The 14424-nt window shown below is 58.7% G+C and carries 14 protein-coding genes; 10 read left to right on the top strand and 4 right to left on the bottom strand.

From position 1 onward, the window contains the following. Nucleotides 1-155 precede the first annotated feature (155 nt). Nucleotides 156-1715 (top strand): TerC family protein, encoded by a 1560-nt coding sequence (locus CKW38_RS17350; RefSeq protein ID WP_095113369.1) that lies wholly within the window; start codon nucleotides 156-158, stop codon nucleotides 1713-1715. A 254-nt stretch (nucleotides 1716-1969) separates the two neighbouring features. Here CKW38_RS17350 and CKW38_RS17345 read toward each other — a convergent pair whose 3' ends face one another. Further along, a complete protein-coding gene (locus tag CKW38_RS17345; protein WP_007912336.1) occupies nucleotides 1970-2407 on the bottom strand; it encodes a hypothetical protein in 438 nt (145 codons plus the stop codon). A gap of 57 nt (nucleotides 2408-2464) precedes the next feature. Then, nucleotides 2465-2896 (bottom strand): co-chaperone YbbN, encoded by a 432-nt coding sequence (locus CKW38_RS17340; RefSeq protein WP_095113368.1) that lies wholly within the window; start codon nucleotides 2894-2896, stop codon nucleotides 2465-2467. Nucleotides 2897-3233: 337 nt separating this feature from the next. Between CKW38_RS17340 and CKW38_RS17335 the strand changes: the two genes are divergently transcribed. The 8 genes from CKW38_RS17335 to CKW38_RS17300 all read left to right on the top strand — a co-directional run bounded on the left by CKW38_RS17335 (nucleotide 3234) and on the right by CKW38_RS17300 (nucleotide 10071). Beyond that, a complete protein-coding gene (locus CKW38_RS17335) occupies nucleotides 3234-4082 on the top strand; it encodes a transporter substrate-binding domain-containing protein (RefSeq protein ID WP_064117896.1) in 849 nt (282 codons plus the stop codon). A 51-nt stretch (nucleotides 4083-4133) separates the two neighbouring features. Beyond that, nucleotides 4134-4796 (top strand): amino acid ABC transporter permease, encoded by a 663-nt coding sequence (locus CKW38_RS17330; protein WP_003225455.1) that lies wholly within the window; start codon nucleotides 4134-4136, stop codon nucleotides 4794-4796. A 9-nt stretch (nucleotides 4797-4805) separates the two neighbouring features. Beyond that, on the top strand, nucleotides 4806-5468 hold the full coding sequence (locus tag CKW38_RS17325) for an amino acid ABC transporter permease (RefSeq protein ID WP_007912332.1): 663 nt from the start codon (nucleotides 4806-4808) through the stop codon (nucleotides 5466-5468). Further along, nucleotides 5465-6256, top strand: coding sequence for an amino acid ABC transporter ATP-binding protein (locus CKW38_RS17320; protein WP_095113367.1), 792 nt, complete (start codon nucleotides 5465-5467; stop codon nucleotides 6254-6256). The genes CKW38_RS17325 and CKW38_RS17320 overlap by 4 nt, the downstream gene beginning before the upstream one ends. Nucleotides 6257-6285: 29 nt before the next feature. After that, nucleotides 6286-6675, top strand: coding sequence for a RidA family protein (locus tag CKW38_RS17315; protein ID WP_007912330.1), 390 nt, complete (start codon nucleotides 6286-6288; stop codon nucleotides 6673-6675). A gap of 309 nt (nucleotides 6676-6984) precedes the next feature. Next, a complete protein-coding gene (locus CKW38_RS17310) occupies nucleotides 6985-7749 on the top strand; it encodes an IclR family transcriptional regulator (protein ID WP_007912327.1) in 765 nt (254 codons plus the stop codon). 39 nt (nucleotides 7750-7788) lie between these two features. After that, the gene (locus tag CKW38_RS17305; protein WP_095113366.1) at nucleotides 7789-9003 is read left to right on the top strand and encodes an amino acid deaminase; all 1215 of its coding nucleotides are present in this window, start codon (nucleotides 7789-7791) and stop codon (nucleotides 9001-9003) included. 132 nt (nucleotides 9004-9135) lie between these two features. Beyond that, on the top strand, nucleotides 9136-10071 hold the full coding sequence (locus tag CKW38_RS17300; RefSeq protein ID WP_095113365.1) for a sugar kinase: 936 nt from the start codon (nucleotides 9136-9138) through the stop codon (nucleotides 10069-10071). Between the two features lie 149 nt (nucleotides 10072-10220). Here CKW38_RS17300 and CKW38_RS17295 read toward each other — a convergent pair whose 3' ends face one another. Together CKW38_RS17295 and CKW38_RS17290 are read right to left on the bottom strand one after the other, a co-directional pair. Next, the gene (locus CKW38_RS17295; RefSeq protein WP_007912322.1) at nucleotides 10221-10496 is read right to left on the bottom strand and encodes a peptidylprolyl isomerase; all 276 of its coding nucleotides are present in this window, start codon (nucleotides 10494-10496) and stop codon (nucleotides 10221-10223) included. A 51-nt stretch (nucleotides 10497-10547) separates the two neighbouring features. Continuing rightward, entirely contained in the window at nucleotides 10548-13085 is a 2538-nt protein-coding gene (locus tag CKW38_RS17290; RefSeq protein WP_095113364.1) for a PAS domain-containing sensor histidine kinase, read from the bottom strand. A gap of 113 nt (nucleotides 13086-13198) precedes the next feature. Here CKW38_RS17290 and CKW38_RS17285 point away from each other — a divergent pair, with 113 nt between their 5' ends. Further along, nucleotides 13199-14308, top strand: coding sequence for a PilT/PilU family type 4a pilus ATPase (locus CKW38_RS17285; RefSeq protein WP_095113363.1), 1110 nt, complete (start codon nucleotides 13199-13201; stop codon nucleotides 14306-14308). Nucleotides 14309-14424 lie beyond the last annotated feature (116 nt).

Here is a 14424-nt window from a genome sequence, read left to right as displayed (position 1 = left end):
TCAGCTTCCCCACGCGCCATGGCGCGGTCTTGACGCACTCGCAGCAACCAGTTTTCCGACACCCGACTATCGTTGCTAACGCGGCCCCAGAGCCTTTGCGTTGCGCTTTGCCGTGTCCGGCAGCCTGAATCAATCGAGAGAGATAGAGACGTTTTATGGAATGGTTAGCGGATCCCACGGCCTGGTTAGGCTTGTTGACTTTGATCGTGCTGGAACTGGTGCTGGGTATCGACAACCTGGTGTTCATCGCAATCCTCGCGGATAAATTGCCGCCGCATCAACGTGATCGTGCACGGATTATCGGCCTGTCGCTGGCGCTGATCATGCGTCTTGGCCTGTTGGCGAGTATTTCCTGGCTGGTCACCCTCACGCAGCCGTTGTTCGAGGTGTTCGACAAGAGCTTCTCCGGCCGCGACCTGATCATGCTGTTCGGTGGTGTGTTCCTGCTGTTCAAGGCCACCATGGAATTGCACGAGCGCCTTGAAGGCCACATCGGTGAGCGCACGACCAACGCCGCTTATGCCTTGTTCTGGCCGATCGTCGCGCAGATTGTGGTGCTCGATGCAGTGTTCTCCCTCGATGCGGTGATCACCGCCGTGGGCATGGTCGATGAACTGGCGGTGATGATGATCGCGGTGATCATCTCGATTGGCTTGATGATTGTCGCCAGCAAGCCGCTGACGCGCTTCGTCAACGCGCACCCGACGGTGATCATGCTGTGTCTGGGCTTCCTGATGATGATCGGTTTCGCCCTGACCGCCGAAGGTCTGGGCTTCCACATTCCGAAAGGTTATCTGTACGCCGCCATCGGTTTCTCGATTCTGATCGAGGTGTTCAACCAGATCGCCCGGGCTCGGCGCAAGCGCTCGATGCAGGGTTTACGGCCGATACGCGAGCGCACGGCTCACGCGGTCATGCGTTTGCTGGGCGGGCGCAAACTGGCGGTGGAAGAGGTCGGCGAAGAACTCTCCGACCTGCTCGACGACGGTGACGCGCCAAGTACCGAACTGTTCGATCGTCGTGAACGGGTGATGATCAGCGGTGTGCTGCAACTGGCCGAGCGGCCGATTCGCGGGCTGATGACCGTGCGCGCCGATGTCGACACGATTGATCTGGCCGATGACCGCGAGGCGATTCGAACCCGCTTGATGCACTCGTCCTATTCGCGTCTGCCGTTGATTCGCAACGGTGCGGTGGATGAGCCGTTGGGCTTCGTGCACAAGAAGGAACTGCTCAAGGAATACCTGGCCGGCACCGAGCCGAACTTGGAACACCTGGCGCGCAAGACCATCAATTTGCTCGACAGTTACTCGATCCTCAACGCACTGGAGCAGATGCGCGCTGCGTCGACGCACATTGCCTTCGTGGTCAACGAGTTCGGCGACTTTGTCGGCGTATTGACCATGACCGACATTCTCGAATCGATTGCCGGTGAGTTGCCCGATGCCAGCGAAATCGAAGGCCCGGACGTGGTCGAGGAGCAGGGCGGGTTTATGGTCAGCGGTGCGTTGAACCTGGCGCGGGTGCGCCAACGCACCGGGTTTGGCGCCAAGACGACCGAGGACTATCAGACCATGGCCGGGTTGGTGATGAGCCTTCTTGATCGTCTCCCGGTCATTGGTGATCGTCTGGAACTTGAAGGCTGGCACATGACGGTCAAAGCGGTGGAAGAGCGGCGGGTGACGCGGGTGCTTTTGGAGCGCGCGCCAGCGTAATCCTTGAGTTCTCTACGAAACGTGCCGGCCACTTCGCGAGCAAGCTCGCTCCCACATTGGAATGCGTTTCAAATGTGGGAGTGAGCCTGCTCGCGAATGCTTGGGTTGATCCATTGTTCATCCTGACGTACCACTGCCTTGCTGTTCCTTGGGCGTTTTTACTTCCGGCTTTCGACGTCACTGCTCGAATGAGTGCGCTTCAACAAGAGAACAGGAAGCTGGATTTATCCCCTGACACCGAACAGGGATCTCCACTACACCACGATTCGCTCAAGGGTGTTTTTCGGTTCTCTAGTCTCCAGACTCAGTAGCACCAGACTGCCAAATTGCGCGGCGGCGACGCTGTTTGCTCCGTCTGTCTGGAGTCTGACTGTGGCGCCGGTCGTGCCGGCTGGCGCGAGGATCCAGTCGGTTCGCACTTGCCAGTTTGGATCGTCTGTCAGCGCCAACTCAAGTTCGTCGCCAGCAGGATGTAGCGTCAATATCACGCGAGCCGTGGAGCCGGATGCAGTCTTGATTCTGGCGGACAGCGCATATTCTTCGGCTTCAGATTGGAAAATGACGTCCTGACTGATGTATCCGGGTGAAGTGATCCTGCAGTCATCCTCGTTGAATTTCACCTGATCTGGATGGCTCACTGACCAGTCTTTCTCGCCTTCGTAGAACTCGCCATTCCTGATCAAATTCGTCATGTCCTTATCCCTCCCTGCGACTTTTTGGTTAACCCGGCTTCGGAACCTTCAGCCTGTTCAGCACTGACTCCGCAGGTGTGCACGTGCAACGGTGCACAGAGTACGAAGTGTCTGACGCAGCCAGAGCAGATCATGCGTTTTTTTACGGACGGCAACGGGCGCTTTGGTCTTGCCGATGTGCTCGGTGAAATCCCGTGAGAGGGTTTCTTCCGTGCCGATGCCTTTGAGTTTTTTCACCAGCCTGCCGTTCTTGTAGAACAGTACGGTGGGCGTGCCGGTGACCAGCGGGTGGCGCGGGGACTCGCTGGTATTGAGCATGTAGATATTGGCGCGATGCCGGTATGGCTCGGCCGTCTGGCGAAAAATCGGCCCGGCCCACTCGCAGGCGGGGCAATGTTCGTTAGCGAAATAAAGGATTACTGGGCGCCAGGTTTTCAGGGCTTTGCGATAGGTGGGGGGCAACGTGGCGAGAGGGATATTCGCGCTCATGAGAATCTCCTTTTCAGTTGTCGCTGTTTCACTAAACGGTAATCCAGCGCGCTCCGCACGCCTACTGTCAGAGTTGACAGGTGTCACGCGCTTTTTTTTGTGTCATGCGCCCCGCAATGTGGCGCGAATACCCGGCGTGTGTAGCCAACGGTAGCGAGTCTTCATGGTGTCTTTGGTAACAGCGCCATTGTCTTTTTCTGCATCTCTTTGATTTCGAAAACTTTTAATTCCACTACAGATTCCCCAACAATCCTGTGGCACACTTTCTGCTGTCTATTCCGTAGTAACAAACCGTGTTCCGGTATAGCGGAATAAACACCATTCTGGAGTGCTTGCCATGCATCGCCGTCCTTCGTTGTTCAAAGCGTGTGTTTTTGTTCTTGCGGCTTCGTCCGCTGTCATGGGTATGGCCCAGGCAGCCGACAGCAAACTCGACAGTGTTCTGGCCCGTGGCAAATTGATCGTGGGCACCGGCAGCACCAATGCGCCGTGGCACTTTCAGGGCGCGGACGGCAAGTTGCAGGGCTTTGATATCGACATCGCGCGGATCGTCGCCAAAGGTCTGTTCAATGATCCGAGCAAAGTCGAGTTCGTGGTGCAGTCGTCCGATGCGCGGATTCCCAATCTGCTCACCGACAAGGTCGACATGAGCTGCCAGTTCATCACCGTTACCGCCAGCCGCGCGCAACAAGTGGCGTTCACCCTGCCGTACTACCGCGAAGGCGTCGGCCTGTTGCTGCCGAATAACAGCAAGTACAAGGAAATTGAAGACCTGCAGGCCGCCGGCGACAGCGTCACCGTGGCGGTGCTGCAAAACGTCTATGCCGAAGAACTGGTGCATCAGGCATTGCCGAAAGCCAAGGTCGATCAGTACGACAGCGTCGACCTGATGTATCAGGCGGTGAACTCCGGCCGCGCCGATGCCGCCGCCACCGACCAGTCCTCGGTCAAATACCTGATGGTGCAGAACCCTGGCCGCTACCGCAGCCCGACCTATGCGTGGAGCCCGCAAACCTATGCGTGCGCGGTGAAACGCGGCGATCAGGACTGGCTGAACTTCGTCAACACCGCGCTGCATGAAGCCATGACCGGCGTTGAATTCCCGACTTATGCGGCGTCGTTCAAGCAATGGTTCGGTGTAGATCTGCCTTCGCCAGCAATTGGTTTCCCAGTCGAATTCAAATGATCCCGTGAGAGTGGGGCGATTGAAGTCGCCCCGCTCAAGGTACTGCTGACCATGAACTATCAGTTGAACTTTGCCGCCGTCTGGCGCGATTTCGACACCTTGCTGGCGGGGCTCGGTCTGGGCCTCGAACTGGCGCTGGTGTCGATCGCCATCGGCTGCGTGATCGGCCTGCTGATGGCGTTTGCCTTGCTGTCGAAGCATCGCGCCTTGCGGGTGCTGGCTTCGGTGTACGTCACGGTGGTGCGTAACACGCCGATTCTGGTGTTGATTCTGTTGATCTACTTTGCGCTGCCAAGCCTGGGCATTCGTCTGGACAAGATTCCCTCGTTCATCATCACGCTGTCGTTGTATGCCGGGGCGTACCTGACCGAAGTGTTCCGTGGCGGCTTGCTGAGTATTCCCAAGGGCCAGCGCGAAGCAGGGCTGGCGATAGGGCTCGGCGAGTGGCAGGTCAAGGCCTACGTCACCGTGCCGGTGATGTTGCGCAACGTCTTGCCGGCGCTGTCGAACAACTTCATTTCGCTGTTCAAGGACACCTCGCTGGCTGCCGCGATCGCGGTGCCGGAGCTGACCTATTACGCGCGCAAGATCAACGTCGAGAGCTACCGGGTGATTGAAACCTGGCTGGTGACCACGGCGTTGTATGTCGCGGCCTGTTACCTCATTGCCATGCTGCTGCGCTACCTCGAGCAGCGTCTGGCGATCCGCCGATAGGAGGCTGCGATGTACGAATCGCCCAGTTGGTTACATGAGTTGTGGGTCGCACGCGAGCCACTGTGGCAGGGTTTTTTGACCAGCGTGCAAGTGTCGGCGCTGGCGATTCTGCTCGGCACGATGCTCGGCGTTATTACCGGGTTGGTGCTGACGTACGGCAAGTTCTGGATGCGCGCACCGTTTCGGTTTTACGTCGATCTGATTCGCGGCACGCCGGTGTTTGTGCTGGTACTGGCCTGCTTCTATATGGCGCCGGCACTCGGCTGGCAGATCAGCGCATTTCAGGCCGGGGCCTTGGGGCTGACGCTGTTCTGCGGCTCCCACGTCGCTGAAATCGTGCGGGGTGCGCTGCAAGCCTTGCCGCGCGGGCAGATGGAGGCGAGCAAAGCCATCGGCCTGACATTTTATCAATCCCTCGGTTATGTGCTGTTACCCCAGGCACTGCGGCAGATCCTGCCGACCTGGGTCAACTCGTCCACCGAAATCGTCAAGGCTTCGACCTTGCTCTCGGTGATCGGCGTGGCCGAATTGCTGCTCAGCACGCAACAGATCATCGCCCGGAACTTCATGACCCTGGAGTTTTATCTGTTCGCCGGTTTTCTGTTCTTCGTCATCAACTACGGCATCGAATTACTCGGCCGGCACATTGAAAAGCGGGTGGCCCTGCCATGACTCAAGCTCAAGTTTCTCCACAGAATCAGGCGTTGCTGGACATCCGTGGCCTGCACAAACAGTACGGCGCAGTAGAAGTGCTCAAAGGTGTCGATCTGAGCATGCAGCGCGGCAACGTGGTGACGCTGATCGGTTCCAGCGGTTCGGGTAAAACCACGCTGCTGCGTTGCGTGAACATGCTCGAAGAATTCCAGGGCGGACAGATCCTGCTCGACGGCGAATCCATCGGCTATGAAGAGGTCAACGGCAAGCGAGTGCGGCATGCCGAAAAAGTCATCGCCCGCCATCGTGCGATGACCGGCATGGCGTTCCAGCAGTTCAACCTGTTCCCGCATTTGACCGCGTTGCAGAACGTCACCCTGGGCTTGCTCAAGGTGAAGAAAATGCACAAGGACGAAGCCGTCGTCCTCGCGGAAAAGTGGCTGGAGCGCGTCGGCTTGCTGGAGCGGCGCAATCACTTTCCCGGTCAGTTGTCCGGCGGTCAGCAACAGCGCGTGGCGATCGCCCGGGCGATTGCGATGAACCCGAGCCTGATGCTGTTTGATGAAGTCACTTCGGCCCTCGACCCGGAACTGGTTGGCGAAGTGCTCAACGTGATCAAGGGGCTGGCCGAAGACGGCATGACCATGCTGCTGGTGACCCACGAGATGCGTTTCGCCTTCGAGGTCTCGGACAAAATCGTTTTCATGAATCAGGGGCGAATCGAAGAGCAGGGGCCTCCCAAGGAACTGTTCGAGCGCCCGCAATCGCCGCGTCTGGCTGAGTTTCTCAAGAGCACGCGGTTTTAACTTTCGTTTTGTAATCAGGAGAAGCACCCATGAGCATTACGCGTTACGGCACCGGCAGCACCGCCGCTGGCGGCCAGCCACGTCCCTTCGCTCGCGCCGTTGAAGCGGATGGCTGGCTGCATGTGTCCGGCCAAGTGCCAGCGGTGGATGGCGAGATTATTGTCGGCGGCATCGTCGAGCAGACCCATCAGACCATGAAGAACCTGATCGCGATTCTCGAAGAGGCCGGTTATGGCCTGGAAGATGTCGTGCGTGCCGGGGTGTGGCTGGATGATCCGCGTGATTTCAGCAGTTTCAACAAGGTTTTCGGCGAGTACTTCAAACCTGAACACGCACCGGCGCGGGCCTGTGTGCAGGCGAGCATGATGGTCGATTGCAAGGTCGAGATCGACTGCATCGCGTACAAGAAGAAGGCTTGAAAATTGCTGTGTTGCTTAGGCCGCAGCCCCTCACCCTAACCCTCTCCCAAGGGAGAGGGGACTGATCTGTATCGATGTGGATTTTGCGTATGACGCTTACATTTACATCGATACGGCCAGGCTCTTTCTCTCTGGGAGAGGGGACTGATCTCCATCGATGCAGATTTTGGCGGCTGACCATGACATGTGCATCGATACAGTCAGGCTCCCTCTCCCTCAGGGAGAGGGCGGGGGGTGAGGGCAGCAATCCAACTGACACAACACCAAGGGCCAGTTACCATCCGGCGACTTTGAATGGGAACCACTGAAATGACCGAAGACACCATCAAACGCCGGGCACGCGGTCTGGACCGGGCGTTCGATATCCTCGATTTCCTCAAGGAGATCGGCCAGCCGCTGCGCCCCAACGACATCGCCAACGGCATCGGCAGCCCGAAATCCACGGTCTACGAACTGGTCGCGTCGCTGCTCGAGCGACGAATTCTGGAGCCGGTGGGCAAGGACGGTCATGTCTATCTGGGCCGGCAGTTGTATTTTCTCGGTCAGGCGCATTTGCGTCATTTCGACCTCAGCCGCGAGGCCGATCACGCCTTGCAGGAGATCGTCAGCCAGACCCATGAAACCGCGCAGATGTGCCTGCTCAACGGCCGTAAATACACAGTGGCGTTGATGAAGGAGGGCGAGCGGCATTTCCGCATTTCCTCCGACATCGGTGAAAACGCCCCCATCCCGTGGACGGCTTCCGGGCGTCTGTTGCTCGCGCACTTGAGCGATCAACAGATCATCGACCTGATCGACGAAGACGACTTCATCCTGCCCGATGGCGAACGTCTGCCGCTGGAGCGTTTTCTCGCGGAAATCCGTCAGGCGGGTATCGATGGATTCTTTTCCTTCGACAGCGTCGCCGACACCTTTACCCACTGCTTCGCCGCACCGGTCAAAGACCCTCAAGGCGTAGCGATTTGCACTTTGTGCATCGTCGCCCCGCGGGCCGATGCGAAGAACAATTACAACGACTATCGCCGAGTGCTGATCGAGAGCGCCAACAGCCTCGCCCGGCGCATCAACGAATAACCACGGCTGCCTGCGGCCGCGAAAGTGAGGAGTTCGACCATGACGACTGCCATCAATACTGCTGTGGAAAAGGGCGACGCCGCCATCGGCGCGCAACTGGTACGCGACGTCAGCCTGCCGGCGCTGGTGCTGCACCGCGAAGCGCTGGAGCACAACATCCGCTGGATGCAGAAGTTTGTCAGCGACAGCGGCGCGCAGCTTGCGCCTCACGGCAAAACCAGCATGACCCCGGCACTGTTCAAGCGTCAGCTCGACGCCGGTGCCTGGGGCATCACCCTCGCCAGCGCGACCCAGACTCGCGCCGCTTACGCCCATGGTGTGCGCCGGGTGCTGATGGCTAACCAACTGGTTGGCACGCCGAACATGGCGCTGATTGCCGATCTGCTGGCGGATCCGTCGTTCGATTTTTACTGCATGGTCGATCACCCGGACAACGTCGCGGATCTCGGCGCCTACTTCGCCACGCGCGGGGTGAAGCTGAACGTGATGATCGAATACGGCGTAGTCGGCGGGCGTTGCGGTTGCCGCAGCGAACAGGAAGTCATCGAACTGGCCAAGGCGATCACCGCGCAACCGGCGCTGGCCCTGACCGGCATTGAAGGTTACGAAGGGGTGATTCACGGTGATCACGCGGTCAGTGGCATTCGTGAATTTGCCGCGTCACTGGTGCGCCTGGCGGTGCAATTGCAAGACAGCGGCGCGTTCGCTATCGGTAAGCCGATCATCACTGCCTCGGGTTCGGCGTGGTACGACCTGATTGCCGAATCGTTCGAGGCACAAAACGCATCCGGACGTTTCCTCAGTGTGTTGCGTCCCGGCAGTTACGTGGCCCATGACCATGGCATTTACAAGGAAGCGCAGTGCTGCGTGCTTGATCGTCGCAGTGATCTGCACGAGGGCTTGCGCCCGGTGCTGGAAGTCTGGGCGCACGTGCAGTCGCTGCCCGAGCCGGGCTTCGCGGTGATCGCACTGGGCAAACGTGATGTTGCGTTCGATGCCGGTTTGCCGGTGCCGTTGTTGCGTTACAAGGCGGGTGTGGTGCCGGCAGTGGGCGAGGATGTCGGTGCGTGCAAAGTCACGGCGGTGATGGATCAGCACGCGTTCATGACGGTGGCGCCGGGCGTTGAATTGCGTGTGGGTGACATCATTTCCTTTGGTACGTCGCACCCGTGCCTGACGTTCGACAAGTGGCGTGTGGGGTTGCTGGTGGATGAGCAGTTGTCAGTGATCGAGAGCATGGAGACCTGTTTCTAAAGCTTGAGACCGAGTCGCGGCCATTCGCGAGCAGGCTCGCTTCCACAGGGGAATGCATTCCAAATTGTGGGAGCGAGCCTGCTCGCGAAGGCGCCAGTCCAGACACCATCGATCAACCAGAGACAGCACAAGATGAACACCCTCAGCCCCTTGGGCCCGAACACCCCGCGCATCGCCCTGATCGGCGAATGCATGATCGAACTGCAGCAGCGTGCCGACGGCAGCCTGCAGCAAAGTTTCGGCGGCGACACCCTGAACACGGCGCTGTATCTATCCCGCGCCATGGGCGACAAGGCCCAGGTCGACTACGTCACCGCGCTGGGAGATGACAGCTTCAGCGACGCCATGTGCCAGATCTGGAGCAGCGAAGGTATCGGCCTCGGTCTGGTGCAGCGTCTGCCGGGTCGCTTGCCGGGCCTGTATTGCATTCAGACTAACGCCAACGGCGAACGGCGCTTTCTCTACTGGCGCAACGAGGCCGCCGTGCGCGACTGTTTCACCACGCCAGCCGCCGCGCCGATTCTTGCGGCGTTGCCGGATTACGATGTGCTGTATTTCAGCGGCATCACCCTGGCCGTGCTCGGTGCGCTCGGCCGGCAAAAACTGATCCAGACCTTGATCGAAGCACGGCAGCGTGATGCGCGCATCGTCTTCGATAACAACTACCGGCCACGGTTGTGGGCTTCTGTAGAAGACGCGCGGACGGCGTATCGCAGCGTGTTGCCTTACGTTGATCTGGCGTTGCTGACCGTGGATGACGAACAGGCGCTGTTCGGTTTCGCCGATGGCGACGCGGTGTTTGCCGCTTACACGCAGTTCGGCACGCCGGAAGTGGTGCTCAAGCGCGGCGCCGAGGCGTGTCTGATTCGCTGTGATGGTGAGGCATTTGAAGTGCCAGCGCAGAAGGTCGAGAAAGTGGTGGACACTACGGCGGCGGGGGATTCGTTCAGTGCGGCGTATCTGGCCAGGCGACTGCTGGGGGGGAGTCCGGCGGAGGCTGCCGAGGCCGGGCATTTGCTGGCAAGTCGGGTGATTCAGGTGCCAGGAGCACTGATCCCCAGAACCTGAAATGCAATCCCTGTAGGAGCTGGCGAAGGCTCGGGCCGCGATCGGACGATCTTTTGATCTTGTTTTTCAAGATCAAGATCAAAAGATCGCAGCCTCGTTTCACTCGACAGCTCCTACACAGCTCCTACGCAGCTCCTGTGAGGAAAGTATTAATCCCGGTAAAACACCTGCACCAGGTGATAGCCGAACTTGCTCTTGATCGGCCCATGCACAGTGCGCAGCGGTTTCTTGAAAATCACCGCATCAATCGCCCCGACCATCTGCCCCGGCCGCACTTCACCCAGATCGCCGCCGCGCTTGCCGGACGGGCAGGTCGAAAATTTCTTCGCCAGCACATCAAACGCTTCACCCTTGGCGATGCGTTGTTTGAGCTGTTCGGCCTCTTCGGCGGTTTTCACCAGAATGTGGCGGGCTTGGGCTTTCATCGTGCGGTACCTGATAACGGGGTGACGGCGGGGCGCGGATTATGCCTCAAGTCACGGGGTTTGGCTGATCATCGTGCGGATCTTGCTGGCCAGCAGCTCAATGGCAAACGGTTTGGCGACCATGTCCATGCCGTCCTCGAGAAACCCCTGCCGTTCGGCGGCTTTCTGTGCGTAGCCGGTCATGAACAGCACCTTGAGGCCCGGCCGATGCTGACGGGCAATCTCCGCCAACTGTCGGCCGTTCATGCCTGGCAGGCCGACGTCGGTGACCAGCAGGTCCACGCGCAGATCGGATTCGAGCAGGGGCAGGGCGGTCTTGGCGTCTTCGGCTTCGTGGGCCTGATAACCCAGCTCCCGGAGCAGATCGAGCACCAGCATGCGCACCGCCGGGTCATCTTCGACGACCACCACGGTTTCACCGGTCGCCGTCGTCGGCGCTTGTTTTACTGGCACGATAGCCGGCTGTTCCGGTTCGATGCCGTACAACCGCGGCAAGTACAAGCGCACACACGTGCCCTGGCCTGGCAGGCTGTCGAGGCTGACATGCCCGCCTGATTGCTGGGCAAAACCATAAATCATCGACAGGCCCAGCCCGGTGCCTTGACCAATAGGCTTGGTGGTGAAAAACGGATCGAAGGCCTTGGAACGTACGGACGGCGTCATGCCGGTGCCGTTGTCGCTGACCGCCAGCATCAGGTAATCGCCAGCCTTGACCGGTTCGAGCGTGGTGATATCGCTGCCGTCGAGATAGACGTTGGCCGTCTCAATCAACAACTCGCCGCCATCGGGCATGGCATCGCGGGCATTGATGACCAGGTTGAGCAGGGCGTTTTCCAATTGGCTGACGTCGGTGCTGACCGGCCACACGTTCTCGGCCAGACGCAGGGTGAGTTCGATCGGGTCGCCCTTGGTCCGACGGATCAGGTCTTCCAGCGAATGCACCAGTTCATTGACGTTCAGGGTTTTGCGATCCAGCGACTGGCGCCGCGAAAATGCCAACAGGCGATGGGTCAATGCTGCCGCACGGTTGGCCGATGACACCGCCGCTTCGGTAAAACGACCAATCTCGTCTGCCCGGCCGTTGGCGATGTAGCGCTGCATCAAATCGAGGCTGCCGATAATGCCGGTGAGCATGTTATTGAAGTCGTGGGCGATACCGCCGGTGAGCTGACCGACCGCCTCCATCTTCTGCGCGTGACGCAAGGCATCTTCGGCGCGCTCGCGTTCGAACATCTCGTTCTGCAAACGCTGGTTGGCCTGGGCCAATTGTTCGGTACGGGCGCTGACCCGTTCTTCCAGGGTTTCGTTGAGATTGCGCAAGGCTTCTTCGGTTTTCTTGCGCTCGGTCTCATCGATCACAAAGATATAGAAACCACTGATCGCGCCGTCGGCGGCGTAACGCGGCAAGTAATTCATCAGCGCGTGGCGATTACTGCCATCACGGTGCGGGGTGTACAGGCTGAACGAACACGGTCTGCCGGCCAGCGCTTCGGCAATGTAGGGCAGGCGCAGGAAATAGGCTTCTTCACCGATGACTTCGCGAATGGTGCGGCCGTAGAGTTCCTGTGGCGTGAGGCCGTACCAGTCCAGATAGGCCGCGTTGTTCAGGCGAAAGCGCTCTTCACAGTCGACATAACTGATCAGGATCGGCATGGCGTTGATGATCAACTGCAGTTCGGTCTGGCTCTGGCGCAGCGCCTGTTCGGTGTGTTTGCGCTCGGTCAGGTCCAGCGCCGCGCCGAGGAAGCGCATGGGCCTGCCGTGGTGATCCTTGTAGCAACGCCCGCGGGCGAACACCCAGCGCACCTCGCCATCGCCTTGCTGCAAGCGATATTCCTCAGCGTATTCGGTGCCGTGGGTGATGCAGTGTTTGATGCTGCGCGCAATCATGGCGCGGTCTTCAGGGTGCACGCCTTGCAAGTAATCGCTGATCGGCAACTGCCCGGCGAGACTGGGATCGACGCCGTGCAATTGGGCGAAATGCGCGTCGGCGATAAAGCGGTCTTCACCGATGTCCCAATCCCAGGTGCCGACCGCATCAGTTGCGGCCAACGCCAGTTGCAGGCGCTCTTCGGTTTCCCGTTGAGCCTTGAGGCTTTCCTCGGAGCGTCGCTGCAGTTCCAGAGCGATGCGTCGGCGTTCGTTGGTTTCGATGGCGGTGACCAGAATCCCGGCGACTTGCGCGGTTTCATCGCGGATCGGACTGTAGGTCAAATCCAGCCAGAAGTCGGACTCTTGGCCTTCGCGCTGCAGGGTGAAGCGTCTTTCGCTGTAGGTGCGAACCTGGCCTTGTAGGACGGCGCTGTAAATCGGGTCGGTAAAGTCGCGAAGTTCTGGCCAGATCTGGTGCGCAGGCTGTCCGAAAGCGTGCGGATGCTTGTGGCCGGCGAGCAGGGCGAAACCATTGTTGTAGATCTGCGTGAGTTGCGGGCCCCACAACAACAGCATCGGCATCGGCGAGTGAATCACGATGTCCACCGCGGTGCGCAGGCTTTGCGGCCAGTTGCCGGCAGCGCCCAAAGGGCTGCGGCTCCAGTCGGTGCGGGCGATCAGTGCCTGGGCGTCGTCGTTGTTCGGTACAGCATTCATTACATCAGTCCTGAGCGTGGTTCGGTGAGGCGACGTCTATCATTGTTGCAGTTGATCTGCGCCAGGCGTAGTTCATTGTCTGTTCATTGAATGCTTCGCGGGTGTTTTTTGCCATGGAAATCGATGCACTGTTGTCAGTTTTGTCCAATAAAAACGGTTCGGATCTGTTCCTGTCAACGGGAGCAGCGCCCAGTGCGCGCGTCGACGGCGTGCTCACGGTGTTGAGCGAACGACCTTTCAAAAACGGTGAAACGGCCGCCATCGCTGCCTCCCTGATGGACGCCGAGCAACGACGGGAGTTCGACCGGGATCTGGAAATGAACCTGGCGATTTCGCGAACGGGCATTGGCCGCTTTCGCGTCAATATCTTCAAACAGCGCAACGATGTATCGATCGTCATTCGCAACGTCAAACTCGACATTCCGCGTTTCGCTGATCTGAAACTGCCAGCGGTACTGCTCGAAACCGTCATGCTCAAGCAGGGGCTGATTCTGTTTGTCGGTGCCACCGATTCCGGCAAATCGACGTCGCTGGCTGCGCTGATCGACCACCGCAATCGCCACAGCAGCGGGCACATCATCACCATCGAGGATCCGATCGAGTACATCCATCGCCACCAGCGTTCGATCATCAATCAACGGGAAGTCGGGGTCGATACGCGCAGTTTCCACGCCGCCCTGAAAAACACCCTGCGTCAGGCACCGGATGTGGTGCTGATCGGCGAAATCCGTGACCGCGAAACCATGGAACATGCGCTGGCATTCGCCGATACCGGGCATTTAGTGCTCTCGACGTTGCACGCTATTAACGCCAATCAGGCGCTCGACCGGATTATCAACATGTTCCCGCAAGAGCGACGACCGCAGTTGTTGCAGACGTTGGGCAATAATCTTAAAGCCTGTGTTTCCCAACGATTGGTGCGCACGGTTGACGGGCAGAGACGGGCAGCTGTGGAAGTCATGCTGGGAACGCCGACTGTCAGAGATCTGATACATCGTAATGAATTAGGCGAGCTTAAAACGATCATGGAAAAATCCGTGGCGCAGGGTATGCAGACGTTTGATCAATCATTGTTCGATTTGTTTGAGAGTCATGTTGTTAACGAAGAGGAGGTGATGAAACATGCCGACTCTGGAACCAATCTGAAGCTGAAGATCAAGCTGAAAGTTGAGGGTGGGAGTGGCACGGGCGACGGGAGTGATGGTTGGGGTTTATTGGAGTAGTTGTTGTTTTTTGAATTTCTTACATACGAACTTATAAATGTTTGATGGCGTCTTTGGCGATGAGTGGGGTTAACTTTACTTGCTCAGCTAGAGCGTATCTATATTTATAAGGAAGT

The sequence above is a fragment of the Pseudomonas sp. Irchel 3H7 genome (assembly GCF_900187605.1).
Lineage (GTDB): Bacteria > Pseudomonadota > Gammaproteobacteria > Pseudomonadales > Pseudomonadaceae > Aquipseudomonas.
Note: the sequence above shows the minus strand (reverse complement) of the source record. Positions and strands in the feature narration are given on the sequence as shown.

Excerpts from the sequence above, each read along its gene's own strand:
- CKW38_RS17335 (WP_064117896.1), top strand. The coding sequence starts at position 3,234 with ATGCATCGCCGTCCTTCGTTGTTCAAAGCGTGTGTTTTTGTTCTTGCG.
- CKW38_RS17315 (WP_007912330.1), top strand. The coding sequence starts at position 6,286 with ATGAGCATTACGCGTTACGGCACCGGCAGCACCGCCGCTGGCGGCCAG.
- CKW38_RS17320 (WP_095113367.1), top strand. The coding sequence starts at position 5,465 with ATGACTCAAGCTCAAGTTTCTCCACAGAATCAGGCGTTGCTGGACATC.
- CKW38_RS17285 (WP_095113363.1), top strand. The coding sequence starts at position 13,199 with ATGGAAATCGATGCACTGTTGTCAGTTTTGTCCAATAAAAACGGTTCG.
- CKW38_RS17345 (WP_007912336.1), bottom strand. The coding sequence starts at position 2,407 with ATGACGAATTTGATCAGGAATGGCGAGTTCTACGAAGGCGAGAAAGAC.
- CKW38_RS17305 (WP_095113366.1), top strand. The coding sequence starts at position 7,789 with ATGACGACTGCCATCAATACTGCTGTGGAAAAGGGCGACGCCGCCATC.
- CKW38_RS17340 (WP_095113368.1), bottom strand. The coding sequence starts at position 2,896 with ATGAGCGCGAATATCCCTCTCGCCACGTTGCCCCCCACCTATCGCAAA.
- CKW38_RS17290 (WP_095113364.1), bottom strand. The coding sequence starts at position 13,085 with ATGAATGCTGTACCGAACAACGACGACGCCCAGGCACTGATCGCCCGC.
- CKW38_RS17325 (WP_007912332.1), top strand. The coding sequence starts at position 4,806 with ATGTACGAATCGCCCAGTTGGTTACATGAGTTGTGGGTCGCACGCGAG.
- CKW38_RS17330 (WP_003225455.1), top strand. The coding sequence starts at position 4,134 with ATGAACTATCAGTTGAACTTTGCCGCCGTCTGGCGCGATTTCGACACC.
- CKW38_RS17295 (WP_007912322.1), bottom strand. The coding sequence starts at position 10,496 with ATGAAAGCCCAAGCCCGCCACATTCTGGTGAAAACCGCCGAAGAGGCC.
- CKW38_RS17350 (WP_095113369.1), top strand. The coding sequence starts at position 156 with ATGGAATGGTTAGCGGATCCCACGGCCTGGTTAGGCTTGTTGACTTTG.
- CKW38_RS17300 (WP_095113365.1), top strand. The coding sequence starts at position 9,136 with ATGAACACCCTCAGCCCCTTGGGCCCGAACACCCCGCGCATCGCCCTG.
- CKW38_RS17310 (WP_007912327.1), top strand. The coding sequence starts at position 6,985 with ATGACCGAAGACACCATCAAACGCCGGGCACGCGGTCTGGACCGGGCG.